Origin of the sequence: Arthrobacter sp. cf158, from assembly GCF_900106835.1 — a bacterium.
In the GTDB taxonomy this organism is placed as follows: Bacteria; Actinomycetota; Actinomycetes; order Actinomycetales; family Micrococcaceae; genus Arthrobacter.
This window is the reverse complement of sequence record NZ_FNNR01000002.1, coordinates 1-15,170: the sequence shown is the minus strand read 5'-3', so window position 1 is coordinate 15,170 and position 15,170 is coordinate 1. Positions and strand designations below refer to the sequence as shown.

Genomic DNA, 15,170 nt, shown 5'->3' with positions numbered 1-15,170 from the left:
ACGCAAATATCTACGATACGGCAAAGCAGCCTTCCTGTCTACCCCAGATCGTCCGTGATTGCAAGCACCGTTGCTGCAGGCACCTAAGCGGTCCACCGGGCCGCTGCGTAGCCGCGGAATCCCCGTCATGGAATGCTGGGGAGGGCACAACCGTTGAAACGTTAGGCTGACGCACGCCCCGCGATAGCCTTGCAGGACCACTCCCGGATCGGAAGAGAGACCATGACCAACTCCGCTGACGACAATGACGTTGTCATCCTTGCCGCTTCCCGTACCCCACAGGGTCGGCTCAACGGGCAATTGGCGGGCTTCACCGCCGTCGACCTTGGTGCGCATGCCATCGCGGCAGCCCTGGCGGCCAGCGGCGTCAAAGCCGAGCAGGTGGACGCCGTCATCATGGGCCAGGTCCTCCAGGCCGGCGCCGGACAGAATCCTGCCCGGCAGAGCGCAATTGCCGCAGGCGTTGGCTGGAACATCCCGGCCGTGACCATCAACAAGGTGTGCTTGTCCGGCCTGACGGCCGTCATTGATGCCGCCCGTATGATCCGCAGCGGTGACGCCACGGTGGTTATTGCCGGTGGCCAGGAATCCATGACCCGGGCGCCCCACCTCCTCCCGGGTTCCCGTCAGGGCTGGACTTACGGTGCCATCCAGGCCCTGGATGTTGCCGCTCACGACGGACTCACCGATGCCTTCGACGGACAGTCCATGGGATTGTCCACCGAGAGCAAGAACGTCACGCTTGGCATTGACCGCAGGTCCCAGGACGAGGTAGCAGCTGCTTCCCACCAGCGTGCCGCTGCCGCAATCGCGGACGGAACGTTCGACGTCGAAATTGCTCCGGTCCGCGTCAAGCAGCGCAAGGGCGAGCCCCTGGTCCTGACCACGGACGAGGGTGTCCGGCCCGCCACGACCATCGAGACGTTGGCTCCGCTCAAGGCAGCCTTCGCCACTGATGGCACTATCACGGCCGGCAACTCCTCTCCCCTGTCCGACGGCGCCTCCGCACTGGTGCTGACGAGTCGACGCTTCGCCGAGGACAACGGACTGGACTACCTGGCTGTAGTGGGCAAGCCCGGTCAGGTTGCTGGGCCTGACAACTCCCTGCACTCCCAGCCGTCAAACGCCATTGCCCAAGCGCTGAAGCGGGCCGGATGGACAGCCGAAGACCTCGATTTCATCGAGATCAACGAGGCGTTTGGGTCTGTGGCCGTCCAGTCCCTCAAGGACCTGCGCTATCCCTTGGAAAAGTGCAACATCCATGGTGGAGCCATTGCCCTGGGCCACCCTATCGGGGCATCGGGCGCGCGGCTGGCCCTTCACGCAGCCCACGAACTGAAGCGCAGGGGAACGGGCAAAGCCGCTGTCTCCCTCTGCGGTGGCGGCGGACAGGGTGAAGCCCTGCTCCTGTACCGCGACTGAAGGGAAAAGGCATGACTGAATCCATGATGGATGGAGCCGAGCGGTTCCTCTCCGATGCCGCCGCGCGGGGGCTGGACGTAGACGTCGTCGAGCGCCCCGCTGCGCGGAGCCTTGAAGAGGCAGCCGGGATCCTGGGTATCAGCCCTGCGGACATCGTGAAGTCATTGGTGGTCAAGCACCGCGATGGGAGCTTCCTGTTCGCGCTCATTCCAGGGGATCGCCAGATCTCATGGCCCAAACTGCGTGCCTTGGTGGGCGTCAACAAGTTGTCGCTCCCGCACGCCGATGTTGCCCTGGCTGCAACTGGCTACGAACGTGGAACCATCACACCTTTGGGAAGCACGACTCCTTGGCCGGTCTACGCGGACGCCACCATTACCGGGCGGCGTATCTCGATGGGGGCAGGTGCGCACGGCCGCAGTGCCTTCGTGGATGCCGACGCGCTGACGGCGGCCCTGGGAGCCATCGTGGCGGACATCAGCGAACCCGTTTAAGGCAACGCTTAACGCAGGAAGCCCCGCCCGGCGAACCGGACGGGGCTTCCACAAGCAAGACGAGTTACTTGAGGGTAACCGTTGCGCCAGCTTCTTCGAGCTGAGCCTTTGCCTTCTCTGCGGCTTCCTTGGTGGCGCCTTCGAGAACAGCCTTCGGTGCACCGTCAACCAGGTCCTTGGCTTCCTTGAGGCCGAGGGAGGTGATAGCGCGAACTTCCTTGATCACTGCGATCTTCTTGTCGCCAGCAGCTTCGAGAACGACGTCGAATTCGGTCTTCTCTTCAGCAGCTTCAGCAGCACCGCCGGCAGCGGGGCCAGCAACTGCAACAGCAGCAGCCGTAACTTCGAAGGTCTCTTCGAAGAGCTTGACGAACTCGGAGAGCTCGATGATGGTCAGTTCCTTGAAAGCTTCAATGAGCTCTTCGTTGCTGAGCTTCGCCATGGTGGCGTCCTTCCATTAGTTGGAGCACATCCGGCTCAAGCCGGTCCATGCACCAGAGTTTGATTGAGGGGAGAACTTAGTTCTCTTCGGTTGCAGCTTCAGCGGCTTCGGCCGGAGCCGCAACCTCTTCAGCAGCAGCCTCTTCAGCGGCCGGGGCTTCTTCAGCGGCCGGTGCAGATGCGCCGCCCTCTTCTTCAAGCTTGAGGCGCAGAGCGTCGATGATGCGTGCAGCAGCGGATGCGGGAGCCTTGAGGACACCAGCAACACGTGCAAGCTGCAGCTCGCGGGACTCGAGGGCTGCCAGTGCGGCAACTCCTGCTGCGTCCAATGCCTTGCCTTCGAAGACGCCGGTCTTGATAACCAGCTGCTTGTTGGCCTTGGCAAAGTCCGTCAGGCTCTTGGCAGCAGCAACAGCGTCACCCTTGATGAAGGCGATTGCAGTGGGGCCGGCAAGCTGATCGTTGAATGCTTCAACACCAGCTTCCTTGGCTGCAATGGCACTCAGGGTGTTCTTGACGACCGAGAACTTGGTGTCCTGGCCGAGCGCAACACGCAGTTCCTTGAGCTGTGCAACAGTGAGCCCGCGGTATTCGGTCAGGACAGCCGCGTTCGATTCCTTGAAATCGTTCGTGATCTCTGCAACTGCGGAGATCTTGCTAGGCGTTGTCATAACCCTCCTTCCGGGGAATAAAGCCGGTCTTCCGGGTCCCCGCTCGAGAGCTAAAACTAAAAAACGCCCCGCGCAGATGCACGGGGCTTGGCTCAACACAGACTGATCCGTGGAGACTAGCTTCGTTCACCTGCGCCGGCCGCCCTATGTTCAGGGTCCTTCGTCAAGGAATTCACTTGGTTCTCACGGGCGTGGCTGCAGAATTGAGCTTGGCTCGAAAGAGTGGATTCCCATCAACCGACGGTCTTTGGTACTTCAAGGTTACGGGAGAGTGTTCAGCAAACCAAATCGACGGCGCCCTAGTCCGAGGATGTGGTTCCTGTACCCCTGCCAGGCAGTTCCTTCTGCCACAGCCCGGTGACGCCCGCCGTCGTAAATCCGAGCTGCTTGTTGACCGTCAGCAGGTAGCGGTTTTCAGGCGCATTCCATGTGTAGACCACGCGGGCGTCCGGGAACTGCTCGCTGAGCCGTTCCATGTTGGCCACTTTGATGAGCAGTCCGAGCTTGTTGCCCCGGTGCTCCTGGAGGACCAGGGTGTCGTCCTGGAAAACCACGTCCTGGCGGTGCGCGAGGACGCTGATGGTGGTCAGGCCCACCAGCCTGCCGCTCTCCACATGCTCGACGGCGGTGACCACCGTACGCCGCCCCTGCGCCAGTGCGGCGTCCTCAGTCTCACGCAAAACGATGGGGTCGAAGACCATGCCGCTCGCTTCGACTTCCGGGGCCTCATCCTCCGTGTCGTCACGAACAACTTCGCCTGCAGCATTTTCCAACGCAGCCACTGCCTCCAGCCAAGGCTCCGGGCAGCGATCAGTCCAATGATGCAGGGCGTAACGACCGCCGTTGGCTTCCTCCGCCTCAAGCTGCAGGTCCGCCACCAGCTTTGAATCGAGCGGCAATGCGCAGGAACTGAACTGCTCAATATGCTGCAAGGTGTAGCCGGCGCGCTTGGCGAAGTCCACTTCCCTGCTGCTGACAGGAACAAATCCCGCACCGCTTCCTGGAATCAGCTGATCCTCGGGAACTTCAGTCAAGGACGTTGCCGGATGATTCGTGTCCACCAGGATCATGGTGCGGCCCTCTGCCCGGGCAAGCTGTTCCGCCGCTTCGAGCAATTGGCGCCCGACACCCTGGCTCTGGAACTCAGGCAGGATATCCAAGGTGAACTCCGCCAGGTCCATGTTGTCCGCCAAGGGCAGGGCGATATCTACTGTGCCCACAATCGCCCCGTCCACCTTGGCCACCAAGATGATCTGCCGTTCATAGGGATCTGAAAATTCAAGCAGTTTCTCCAAGGGAGTGTAGGCGAGGTCGTCACTCCCCCAGGTCTCCATACGGACCCGGCGCCCTACTTCCACGGCGTCCAGGAAATCAGTGGCGTCGGGGCTGTCCAGGGTGTCAGGCACCCACAGCTGCTCGACTTGAACGGTCTTCGCCTCGTCTACAGTCATCCCAGCCGTTTCTGCCATTCGCCGTCAAAGCCGGAAGGCTTGAATCCAAGGGCGATATTTATGGCCAGCATATGCCGGTTTTCATTGGCGTTCCACGTCATCACCGACGTGGCGGCCGGCCACAACTGATGAACACGGCGGAGATTGGCAATCTTGACCAACATGCCAAGTCGATGACCGCGGTGCCCGGGAGCAACCAACGTGTCCTCCTGGTACACCATACCCGGGGTGGCTTCGCGGTGGGTGAGGACGGTGTAGGCGGCCAGCTCTCCCGTGGCGTCGTGTCGGGCAACAGCCGCCGTGAAAGAAACACCGCCTGCCAGCCACGTAGATTCCTCAACCCGGACGCGGTTGGCATCCCATTCCTCGCCTTCCCAGCCCAGACCTGCGATGGGCACCTCCGTGCTCATGAGGCTTTTGAGTCTGGCGAACACGTCCACAAGCTCATCAGGGCAACGATCCTGCCACCCAATCACGCTGTAGCCGGTTGCCCGCGTTGCGGCCTCTCCTTCGAGCTCCTGCAGGAGCGCTTCCCCCACCGGAAGGGGCAGTGTGCTGTTTGTTTCAACCTGCTCCAGGGAATACCCATGGTGGATAGCGAAGCCGGTGGAGGCCGTATCCAAAGGGACGCCACCCGTCCCGGACTTTGCCTCCAGCAACCCAGCACCTGGAACCAGGAGCCCGATTGGTTCGGAAACAAACGCATCAAAGGAGACGCGACCCCGCTCCCGGGCCAGATCTTCCAGCACGGCCAGGATCTTCGACCCAAAGCCCCGCCGGCGATAGGCGGCGTCCACCAGAACGTCCACACCCGCCGTCGTCGTGTTTTCGCTGAGCGGCAACGTCAGTGTGCCGCGGCCCACCACCACCCCGTCGAAGCGTGCCAGGAACACGTGTCGTTCTTCGTATTCATTGCCCTGCCAGAAGAGGACAGCCTCGGCCAAGGTGGCGCAACGGTCCAGGTCCCCCCACAGTTTGACGTGGTGGGCAACGTCGAGCTCATGAAAGGCTCGGAAGTCGGGCGCCCCCTGGGCATCAGGACTTTCCGGCACCCCGATCCGCTCTACGGACCACCCGGAACTTTCGGCAACGCTCGACGACGACACGCACCACAGCCTACGGCGGACCTCCTGCGGTGAACAGGGAAACGGCAAAGAAAAGGACCGCCCGGCTAAGCCGGACGGTCCCTTTTACCAGAGCAAGTGCTCCCGAAGCTTACGCGTCGGTGAGAACCTTGGTGACGTTCGGGTCAACGGTGATTCCCGGACCGAACGTGGTGGCAACGGTAGCCTTCTGGATGTAGCGGCCCTTGGAAGCAGACGGCTTCAAGCGAAGCACCTCTTCCAGTGCAGCTGCGTAGTTCTCGGCCAGTTTGTTGGCGTCGAAGGAAACCTTGCCAATGATGAAGTGCAGGTTCGAGTGCTTGTCGACGCGGAAGTCGATCTTGCCGCCCTTGATGTCGTTGACAGCCTTGGTGACATCCGGGGTAACCGTACCGGTCTTCGGGTTCGGCATGAGGTTACGCGGTCCGAGGACCTTACCGAGGCGGCCAACCTTGCCCATGAGGTCAGGGGTTGCCACTGCGGCGTCGAAGTCGGTCCAGCCGGCTGCGATCTTCTCGATCAGGTCATCGGAACCAACGAAGTCGGCGCCGGCAGCGATTGCTGCTTCAGCCTTGTCGCCGGTTGCGAAAACGAGGACGCGGGCGGTCTTACCGGTGCCGTGCGGCAGGTTGACGGTGCCACGAACCATCTGGTCAGCCTTACGCGGGTCAACGCCCAGGCGGAAAGCGACCTCAACGGTTGCGTCGAACTTGGAAGGGTTGGTGTCCTTCGCGAGGGTGATGGCTTCGATCGGGGCGTAGACCTTGTCTGCCTCGATCTTGGCTACGGCTGCCTCATATGCTTTGCTGCGCTTTGCCATGCTGCTGTTTCTCCTTGTGCAGTTGTGGTCTGCGGACCGCGCTGGGCCCTGCCACAGTCGTGGATCCGGCAAGGATCCTGCGACATTTCAATGTTTCAGATGCCGGTTGCCCGGCGGGTGAAGGCCACAAGGGCCTTCGAAGGTTATTAACCTTCTACGGTGATGCCCATGGAGCGGGCGGTGCCTGCGATGATCAGGGCAGCTGCCTTGATGTCGTTGGCGTTGAGGTCTTCCATCTTGGTGGAAGCAATTTCCTCAACCTGTGCCTGGGTCAGCTTGGCAACCTTGACGGTGTGCGGGGTAGCCGAACCCTTGGCAACGCCTGCAGCCTTCTTGATGAGCTCTGCAGCCGGCGGGGTCTTGGTGATGAAGGTGAAGGAACGGTCTTCGTAAACCGTGATTTCAACCGGGATAACGTTTCCGCGCTGGGATTCCGTTGCAGCGTTGTACGCCTTGCAGAATTCCATGATGTTGACACCGTGCTGGCCAAGCGCAGGACCGATCGGCGGAGCCGGGTTAGCGGCACCTGCCTGGATCTGCAGCTTGATGAGGCCGGTGACCTTCTTCTTGGGAGCCAATGTAGGGTCCTTCTCTCAATAGCTTCCTGGGACACAGGAGCGCGTCCCAGGTTGGTGGCCGCCATGGCGAGGCGACCGGCCGCTCCCGAACTGCTAAGCAGGCAGGACTGGAGCGAAATTTTGGAATCAGCTAGATCTTGGTGACCTGGTTGAATGCGAGCGTCACCGGAGTTTCGCGCTCGAAGATCGAGACCAGCACCACAAGGGTCTGGGACTCGGGCTTGATCTCGGAGATCGTTGCCGGAAGGGTCTCGAACGGGCCTTCCTTGACGATGACCGACTCTCCGACCTCGAAGTCGACGGCCACGGGAGCCTGGTTCTGCTTGTTGACGGGCTTGCCCTGCTCTGCCTGCTCTTCTTCGAAGACCGGGGCGAGCATGGAGAAGACCTCATCAAGGCGCAGCGGCACGGGGTTGTGGGCGTTGCCCACGAAGCCGGTGACGCCCGGGGTGTGACGAACGGCGCCCCAGGAGGCGTCGGTCAAGTCCATGCGGACCAGGACGTAGCCGGGAATGCGAACGCGGTTGATGACCTTGCGCTGCGCGTTCTTGATCTCGACGACCTCTTCCATGGGCACCTGGATCTCGAAGATGTAATCTTCCATGTCCAGGGTCTGGATGCGGGTCTCAAGGTTTGCCTTCACGCGGTTCTCATAACCGGCGTAGGAGTGGATGACGTACCAGTCACCTTCCTGGCGGCGCAGCTTGCCTTTGAATTCTTCGGCCGGATCAGCCGGCGCTGCAGCAGCAGCGGCTGCAAGGTCGTCGCCGTCGGACTCTTCCGCAGCTTCGTCGTCCGACTCGTCATCAGACTCGTCGTCTACGTCAGCTTCGAAATCCTCTTCGGAATCGTCGACGTCGGCAGATTCGGGCGCAGCAGAATCAACCTCGGACTCTTCCACAGCCTCAGCTGCGGCGCCCTCAGTTTCTTCCAGCTCAGTCTCGTTTACCTCGAGCTCCTGCTCAGACACTTGGTCTCCTGCTTCCTCATTGCCTAACATGCCTATTTAAATGGCTCAATTCCGCAAACCCCGCAAAATTCCTGATTTCCCAGAAGATTTCACACAGTTTGCGGACAGATCCGCTTAGCGGTCCGTAGCGCCTGCCCCACCAAAGACCCAGCTGACTCCCGTACCGAAGGCCAGATCCAGCAGGGTGACGATGAGCATCATGATGGCTACGAACACCAGCACCACGAGCGTGTAGTTGATCAGTTCCTTACGGGTGGGTGCAACGACCTTCTTCAGTTCACCGATGACCTGGCGGACGAAAAGTGCAATACGGGCGAAGAAGCCGCGATCGGCTTTCTTGGCGGGACGGCCCTTCGAGCTGCTGGCAGCTGTTTCGGTCACCTGGTCCTCACTCACCTTGCAAAGTCGTTGACCCGACTCTGATCAGAGCCATGGTTGCTGCGCTTGCCCCGGCGTTTCCGCCGGAACAGCTTGCGCAGGGCAGACAGGACTCGAACCTGCAACCTGCGGTTTTGGAGACCGCTGCGCTACCAATTGCGCCACTACCCTATGGATCAAATCCATGTTTCAGGCCGCACTTCAGCCTGTGGTGCTTTTCAACACCGGTGAACCAGTCTACGCAAGAATTTCGCGATAGTCGAACCGGCCCAATTCCGGACCTCCCAAGCCTCTAAACCCTGTGACCAGCATTATCAGTCACAAACTTCGACAGGCGCCCGGGAGCTCCGCAGAACAGCATAAGGTAGTTTACGTCGAATCCCATCATCCAGCCCACGAGCTGCCTGCGAAGAACGGTACATAGATGTCTGCCGGAACAACTGCCGCCCGCATTTCACAGCGAATCTCCGCCATCGCCGAGTCCGCCACCCTTGCCGTTGATGCCAAGGCCAAGGCACTGAAGGCCGCGGGGCGTCCCGTGATTGGTTTTGGTGCCGGTGAACCCGATTTCCCCACCCCGGACTACATCGTCCAGGCGGCCATTGAGGCTGCCAGCCAGCCGAAGTACCACCGCTACTCCCCCGCAGGCGGTCTGCCCGAGCTGAAGAAGGCCATCGCGGAGAAGACCCTGCGGGACTCCGGCTACAAGGTGGATCCCTCCCAGGTGCTGGTGACCAACGGTGGGAAGCAGGCCGTGTACAACACGTTCGCTACCTTGGTGGATCCGGGCGACGAGGTCATCATTCCCACCCCGTTCTGGACCACGTACCCGGAGGCCATCCGTCTTGCCGGCGGTGTGCCCGTGGAAGTCTTCGCCGGGCCGGAGCAGGGCTACCTTGTGACCGTTGAGCAGCTTGAAGCCGCTGTAACGGACAAGACCAAGATCCTGCTCTTCGTCTCCCCGTCCAACCCCACCGGCGCCGTGTACAGCCCGGAACAGGTAGCGGAAATCGGCAAGTGGGCCGCGTCCAAGGGACTCTGGGTTGTTACCGACGAGATCTACGAGCACCTGACCTACGACGGCGTCGAGTTCACCTCCATTGCCACCGCTGCACCGGAACTGGGCGACAAAGTTGTCATCCTCAACGGTGTGGCCAAGACCTATGCCATGACCGGTTGGCGCGTGGGATGGATGATCGGCCCTGCCGACGTCATCAAGGCGGCCACCAACCTTCAGTCGCACGCGACGTCCAACGTCTCCAACATCATGCAGATCGCTGCTGCCGCCGCCCTCACGGGCCCGTTGACCGCCGTCGACGAGATGAAGGTGGCCTTCGACCGCCGTCGCAAAGCAATTGTGGCCGGCCTGAACGCGATCGAAGGCGTCGAATGCCCGACGCCGACAGGCGCCTTCTACGTTTACGCGGATGTCCGAGGACTGCTGGGCAAAGAATTTGAGACCTCCAACGGTCCCGTCCGCCCCACCACTTCAGCGGAACTTGCCACGCTCATCCTCGATGAGGTTGAGGTTGCCGTGGTTCCCGGCGAGGCGTTCGGACCCTCCGGCTACGTCCGCCTGAGCTACGCACTCGGTGATGAGGACCTGGCAGAAGGCGTTCGTCGAATCCAGGAGTTCCTGGGCAAGGCAAAGTAGCAGCCAGCCAACGCAAACGCTCTCCCACCTCGGTAGGTGGGAGAGCGTTCGCGTTTAACCGGCGGTAGGTGGGAGAGCGTTCGCGGTTAACCGACGATAGGTGAGAGAGCGATCGGGAAAAACCGACGATAGGTGAGAGAGCGTCAGAGGAGGCGGCGCTCGGCCGCCCATTTGGTGAGCTCGTGCCGGCTGGACAGTTGCAACTTCCGCAGAACCGCCGACACATGCGTTTCCACGGTCTTGATGGAAATGAAGAGCTCCTTGGCAACTTCCTTGTAGCTGTAGCCGCGGGCGATCAGCCGCATGACTTCGAGTTCGCGGGCCGAAAGCTTGTCCAGTTCGTCGTCCGCGATGTCCGCCGGAGCGGTCCCAAAGGCATCCAGTACAAAGCCGGCAAGCCGTGGCGAAAACACGGCATCGCCGTCGGCTACCCGGATCACGGCATCCGAAATCTCCTTGCCGGAGATGGTCTTGGTGACGTAGCCCCGGGCGCCTGCACGGATCACGGAGACCACGTCCTCCGCTGCGTCGGAGACGCTGAGCGCCAGGAAGCTGGTGGTGCCCAGCAGTGCAGAAGACCCGGCAATGACTTCACGGCCGCCACCACCCAGGCCGCCGGGGAGGTGGACATCCAGCAGCACAACCTCAGGGCGGGTCTCCGCGATTATTGCGATGGCCTGCTCCACGGTTCCTGCTTCGCCCACCACGTCCATGCGGTGATCGAGGTCGGCTTTCAGACCGGACCGGAAGATGGTGTGGTCATCCACGATCACCACGCGCACCCTGCGTCCGGCACCACTGTCAGGGGTGGTCGTCATTGTTTCGCTTCTCCATTCCGCACATCGTTGTTCCGTTGCTCCCCCGTGTCCGCGTTTGCCGATGGCAGGGTCAACCGGACTTCCGTTCCGTTGCTGCTGCTGGTGATGGCAGCGCTACCACCGTGCCGCTTCATGCGGCCGATGATCGATTCCTTGACGCCCAGCCTGTCTTCCGGAACAGCGTCGGGATCGAATCCGGGTCCCCGGTCCTTGATGAAAATCTCGGTACTGCCGGCGGTGCTCTCCAGGTACACGGAGACGGTTCCGCCTCCGTGCCGTGCAGCGTTAAGCATTGCTTCCCTGGCCGCCTGGACCAAAGCTTCATGCCTGTCCGTCATTTCGGTATCGCCCACAGTCACCACTTCCACCGCTTGGCCGTGGGAGTCTTCCACTTCAGCTGCTACTGATTTGATCCGATCAGCCAAGAGCCCCGATTCCTTGGCAGCATCGCTGAAGAGCCAGGCCCGGAGTTCGCGTTCCTGCGCCCTCGCCAGCCGGACCACGTCCTGTTCGGAGCCGGCCCGCCGTTGGATAAGGGCCAGAGTCTGGAGGACGGAGTCGTGCAAATGGGCGGCTATTTCTGCTCGTTCTGTTTCCCGGACCCGGCCCGCCCGTTCTGTTTCGAGATCCTTCCAAAACTTCAATCCCCATGGCAGCAGTACCAGGGCCACACCGCCAAGGACGGCCACGGATGCCAGCAGCGCCAGCCAGGTCTGTTCCCACGAACCTGAACCGGACACCATTACCAGGACACCTGCCACTACCAAGGCCAAACCGGCCGCCAGCCGGACCCATCCACCTGCCTGATCGGCCTTGGTCTTGTCCACCAATCCGGCCCTGCGGGTTTCGTCCAGCTGCATCCAGGCAATCGCCGCGCCGCCAAGGATGGCCGCAGCAGGGATGAGCGTTCCCAAGGGAACGTCCACGCCGAACTGGCGTGCAATCAGGATGGCGGCCACCAGGAGCAAAGCGGCGCCGAGCAGGATCTCCTTGCCGTACTGGATCTTGCGGAACGAGAACCAGGACGCCAAGGCACTGCCGCCCCACCAGTCATCGGCGGACGTGGCGCCGAAGCCGGCGGAAGATCCAGTCCCATTGGAGGAACCGGATGCCTGGACGCCAGCGGCTGATGCACCAGCCGCAGGGGGTCCTCCACCCACCGCCGGCGACGGACCGGCGTCGTACGCTTTTGAGGCCCGGGCGGGCGCCGCAGCGGCAGACGGCAAGCTCACCGCAGGAGCAATGGGCGACGCCGGCCGGCGGGCATTGCGTTTGGCGCTCTCATCCGCGGTGGGAACCATGGTCCAAAGCCACGCATAGAAGGCCACGCCGGCACCGCCGGCGAAACAGGCCAGGATCATGCCGAGCCGGACGAATTTGACGGGCCAGCCCAGGTGATCGGCCAGTCCGCTGCAGACGCCTGCGATCATGCGGTCGCTGCTGCGGACCAGCGCGGGGCGTTGTACAGCGGTTGTCATGTACCAATCCAAACACGGATCAGGGTGCCCCGGACCGGGAACCAGCGTTGTTCGGGGGTCTCTCAGGGATCATTCAGGGTATCCCCCAGTAGAGGGCGTGCCCTGCCGGACGGCAGGATCGAAGTATGAACGCGAACAGCATGAACCCAGAGGAACCCGGAACGCCTGGCACCACCGGCGCATCCGGCTCCAGCGCCTCCACCGGCTCGTCCAGCGGCGCTTCAACCGGCGCCGCCGGTTCCGCTTCCGGGGCACCGGAAGAGCCCACGGCCGGCACTTCTGCGGGGACTGGTCCCGCCAGCGGCAACTACCCGCCCACCGGCGACGCACCGGCAGGTTCCCAGCAGAACTTCTTCGACTGGATCCGCAACCAGGGCATCCGCCGTGGACCGGACCGTTGGATCGGTGGCGTCGCAAGCGGTGTAGCCCACCGGTTTGGCATCGACCCGCTGATCGTGAGGGGCATTTTCATTGTCCTGGCACTCTTCGCCGGCGTTGGCGTGCTGCTCTACGGCGTTGCCTGGGCGCTGCTCCCCGAGCCGGATGGCCGCATCCACGTCCAGGAGGCTGGTGCCGGCCGATGGTCGGGAGGCATGACCGGGGCATTGATCACTACGATCATTGGCCTGCCGGGTCTGGGCCGCGGCTTCTGGGGCTGGGGCTGGGACGGACTTCCTGGGGTGTTCTGGACGCTCTTCTGGATGGGCGGCGTCTTCTATCTCATCTACTTCCTGGTGCAGCGAAACAAGGCTTCGAAGGGAACACCCACCATGGGGCAGCAGAATTACGCAACCGCTCCCGGCAGCAATGCCACGTACGGAACGCCCGCATCCTATGCATCCACTGCCACCGCGGGCAGCAACACCGGGGTGCCTGTCTACGGTGCATCGGCTCCGGGCACCAAGCACCAAGGACGCCCCAATCCCTCTGGCGGCTACAGTTCCGGTCCGGTTCCGCCATCAAGCCAGGTTCCCCCATCAGGCCACTTCACTCCTTCCGGCCCTGCCGCACCTTCCGGTCCGCGGCCGCCGTATGGTCCCACTCCCCCGCAAGGGTGGCAGCCGAAGCCGGCAGCACCAAAGAAAAAGGGCCCCGGTCCCGCGATCGTGGCAGTCTCTGCGGGCGCTGCACTTCTGGCCGGCGGCACCCTGAAAGCGCTCGACGCCGGCAACATCATTGAGTTGGGCAACTCGGCCAACGCCGTGGTGTGGGCAACCGGTGCCGCAGTTCTGGGCCTGGGCATACTCATCGCCGGACTCCGCGGCCGGACGCCAGGATTCCTCGGATTCCTCGCGATCGTAGCGCTGATCATCGGTGGCATCTTCAATGTGGTTCCCAGGAATGGAGACCGCTTCACCTTCCACGACGTGAACTGGACACCCACCAGCGTGGAGCAGGCACGGCTCGGCATCAACGTCACGGGGGCCCAAGGGCAATTGGACTTGAGCGAGCTGTCCCTGACGGCGCCGTTGATCTCCGAGGTCACCATTCCGGTGGACGCCACGGCCAGCAACGTCACTGTGATCATCCCCGATGACGTTCCCGTGGAGGTCAGGGCGGATATGACCTTCGGCAATCTCAACGAACGCGGGTCCGACCGCGGTGGCCGCCTTCAGGACGACCGGACTCTGTACAACACCGAAAAGCCCGGAGCCAACCTCGTGGTGGAAATCGACGGCACGTTCAGCAACGTGACCATCCAGGAAGGAAACTGACATGAGCATCAACGAGCCAGGCAAGGCCCACGAGGCCCAGCCAACGCAGCCACTGCCCAGGGAAACCCGCCCCACCGAGGCCCTTCCCAAGCCAACCCTCCAGCAGATTCCGCTCACACCCCCGCTGGAACCCAGCTTCAAGGTAGAGCACACGGACGACGACGATCCACAGCAGGCGCGGATAGGAACCGTGGTGTGGGGGCTGATCGTGATGGCGCTGGCCGCCCTGATTGTCATCTCCACACTCGGCTGGGTGACACTCAACGGGACGTACGTGCTGATCGGCCTCATGATCGGTGCGGGAGCCGCATTGGTAGTGGGTGGACTCCTCTCCGCCCGCAAGGGTTCCAAAAAAGTGACCACCACAAAGTGACAAAGCAAGCACAACAGGGAAGTCTGTAGCCATGGACAAGTTCTTCAGCATCGTCAGGGGCTTCGGCCTGAAGCGTGGACCGCAACGCTGGCTGGGAGGCATCTGCGGAGGAATCGCAGCGAAACTCCGTGTGGACGTAGCCTATGTCCGGGTCGCCTTCCTGCTCTTCTGCCTGCTGCCAGGGCCGGCCCTGGTGGTCTACATCCTGGGCTGGCTCATCCTGCCGGACCAGAAGAACAAGATCCCCCTCGAATCCTTCATCAGCCAGCGTTCCCGGTAGTTCACGGTGAAACAGTTCTAGAGCGACGCGCAGCGCCCCGCCGGTTGGCGGGGCGCTTTTGCGATGTTTTCCGTCAGGTTTCCAATACCGCACGGCCGGGTTGAAAAGTAACCGTTTGTGTCCCACCCCACATGCCCGTCTACAATCATGGGGAGCTCAGCGTGGCGCTCTGCACGTATTCCTCCAAGCCATGAGTGAGCAAACATGAAAATTGGCATTCTTACCAGCGGTGGCGACTGCCCCGGCCTCAACGCAGTGATCCGCGGAGCAGTCCTCAAAGGCATTGCCATCCACGGCCAGGAGTTCGTTGGCTTCCGCGACGGCTGGCGTGGCGTGGTTGAAGGTGATGTCATCGACATTCCCCGCACCATGGTCCGCGGTATCGCCAAGCAAGGCGGCACCATCCTGGGCACCTCCCGCACCAACCCGTTCGAAAACGGCGGCGGCCCGGACGTCATCAAAGCCCACATGGAACGGCTGGGCATTGAAGCGATCATCGCCATCGGCGGCGAGGGAACCCTGGC

The 15,170-nt window shown here is 62.1% G+C and carries 17 protein-coding genes and 1 tRNA gene; 7 read left to right on the top strand and 11 right to left on the bottom strand.

From position 1 onward, the window contains the following. The first annotated feature begins 222 nt into the window (after positions 1-222). Together BLW08_RS02995 and BLW08_RS02990 are read left to right on the top strand one after the other, a co-directional pair. Positions 223-1,422 carry an acetyl-CoA C-acetyltransferase gene (locus BLW08_RS02995; protein ID WP_091323334.1) on the top strand — a complete coding sequence of 400 codons (1,200 nt, stop codon included), beginning with the start codon at positions 223-225 and terminating at the stop codon, positions 1,420-1,422. 11 nt (positions 1,423-1,433) lie between these two features. Then, positions 1,434-1,916: an aminoacyl-tRNA deacylase gene (locus BLW08_RS02990; protein WP_091323333.1), complete on the top strand. Its 483-nt coding sequence runs from the start codon at positions 1,434-1,436 to the stop codon at positions 1,914-1,916. A gap of 64 nt (positions 1,917-1,980) precedes the next feature. Here the strand turns inward: BLW08_RS02990 and rplL are convergent, their stop codons facing one another. The 9 genes from rplL to BLW08_RS02945 all read right to left on the bottom strand — a co-directional run bounded on the left by rplL (position 1,981) and on the right by BLW08_RS02945 (position 8,499). Continuing rightward, a complete protein-coding gene (gene rplL, locus BLW08_RS02985) occupies positions 1,981-2,358 on the bottom strand; it encodes a 50S ribosomal protein L7/L12 (RefSeq protein WP_090817745.1) in 378 nt (125 codons plus the stop codon). Between the two features lie 76 nt (positions 2,359-2,434). Beyond that, positions 2,435-3,028 (bottom strand): 50S ribosomal protein L10, encoded by a 594-nt coding sequence (rplJ, locus tag BLW08_RS02980; protein ID WP_011775605.1) that lies wholly within the window; start codon positions 3,026-3,028, stop codon positions 2,435-2,437. A 299-nt stretch (positions 3,029-3,327) separates the two neighbouring features. Next, positions 3,328-4,479 carry a GNAT family N-acetyltransferase gene (locus BLW08_RS02975; protein WP_254779648.1) on the bottom strand — a complete coding sequence of 384 codons (1,152 nt, stop codon included), beginning with the start codon at positions 4,477-4,479 and terminating at the stop codon, positions 3,328-3,330. Then, the gene (locus BLW08_RS02970) at positions 4,476-5,585 is read right to left on the bottom strand and encodes a GNAT family N-acetyltransferase (protein ID WP_091323332.1); all 1,110 of its coding nucleotides are present in this window, start codon (positions 5,583-5,585) and stop codon (positions 4,476-4,478) included. The genes BLW08_RS02975 and BLW08_RS02970 overlap by 4 nt, the downstream gene beginning before the upstream one ends. Positions 5,586-5,694: 109 nt before the next feature. Next, positions 5,695-6,402, bottom strand: a complete 708-nt coding sequence (rplA, locus tag BLW08_RS02965; protein ID WP_090817733.1) for a 50S ribosomal protein L1 — start codon at positions 6,400-6,402, stop codon at positions 5,695-5,697. Between the two features lie 146 nt (positions 6,403-6,548). Beyond that, the gene (rplK, locus tag BLW08_RS02960) at positions 6,549-6,980 is read right to left on the bottom strand and encodes a 50S ribosomal protein L11 (RefSeq protein WP_011775609.1); all 432 of its coding nucleotides are present in this window, start codon (positions 6,978-6,980) and stop codon (positions 6,549-6,551) included. Positions 6,981-7,110: 130 nt separating this feature from the next. Beyond that, positions 7,111-7,950 carry a transcription termination/antitermination protein NusG gene (gene nusG, locus BLW08_RS02955; RefSeq protein WP_090817730.1) on the bottom strand — a complete coding sequence of 280 codons (840 nt, stop codon included), beginning with the start codon at positions 7,948-7,950 and terminating at the stop codon, positions 7,111-7,113. Between the two features lie 114 nt (positions 7,951-8,064). Further along, positions 8,065-8,346 (bottom strand): preprotein translocase subunit SecE, encoded by a 282-nt coding sequence (gene secE / locus BLW08_RS02950; protein WP_090817727.1) that lies wholly within the window; start codon positions 8,344-8,346, stop codon positions 8,065-8,067. Positions 8,347-8,426: 80 nt separating this feature from the next. After that, positions 8,427-8,499: transfer RNA gene (locus BLW08_RS02945), tRNA-Trp, on the bottom strand. A gap of 253 nt (positions 8,500-8,752) precedes the next feature. On the opposite strand from BLW08_RS02945, the gene BLW08_RS02940 reads away from it, so the two are divergent. Beyond that, complete coding sequence (locus BLW08_RS02940) at positions 8,753-9,982, top strand: pyridoxal phosphate-dependent aminotransferase (protein WP_090817724.1); 1,230 nt, start codon at positions 8,753-8,755, stop codon at positions 9,980-9,982. Positions 9,983-10,125: 143 nt separating this feature from the next. On the opposite strand, the gene BLW08_RS02935 is transcribed toward BLW08_RS02940, so the two are convergent. After that, positions 10,126-10,800, bottom strand: a complete 675-nt coding sequence (locus BLW08_RS02935) for a LuxR C-terminal-related transcriptional regulator (RefSeq protein WP_091323329.1) — start codon at positions 10,798-10,800, stop codon at positions 10,126-10,128. Next, on the bottom strand, positions 10,797-12,278 hold the full coding sequence (locus tag BLW08_RS02930) for an ATP-binding protein (protein ID WP_091323327.1): 1,482 nt from the start codon (positions 12,276-12,278) through the stop codon (positions 10,797-10,799). The genes BLW08_RS02935 and BLW08_RS02930 overlap by 4 nt, the downstream gene beginning before the upstream one ends. A gap of 125 nt (positions 12,279-12,403) precedes the next feature. On the opposite strand from BLW08_RS02930, the gene BLW08_RS02925 reads away from it, so the two are divergent. The 4 genes from BLW08_RS02925 to BLW08_RS02910 all read left to right on the top strand — a co-directional run. Further along, entirely contained in the window at positions 12,404-13,993 is a 1,590-nt protein-coding gene (locus tag BLW08_RS02925; protein ID WP_175538556.1) for a PspC domain-containing protein, read from the top strand. Position 13,994: 1 nt separating this feature from the next. Then, positions 13,995-14,366 carry a hypothetical protein gene (locus BLW08_RS02920; RefSeq protein ID WP_090817717.1) on the top strand — a complete coding sequence of 124 codons (372 nt, stop codon included), beginning with the start codon at positions 13,995-13,997 and terminating at the stop codon, positions 14,364-14,366. 31 nt (positions 14,367-14,397) lie between these two features. Further along, complete coding sequence (locus BLW08_RS02915; RefSeq protein ID WP_090817714.1) at positions 14,398-14,646, top strand: PspC domain-containing protein; 249 nt, start codon at positions 14,398-14,400, stop codon at positions 14,644-14,646. 204 nt (positions 14,647-14,850) lie between these two features. Further along, the coding region (locus BLW08_RS02910) for a 6-phosphofructokinase (protein WP_175538555.1) at positions 14,851-15,170 on the top strand (320 nt) is incomplete at its 3' end.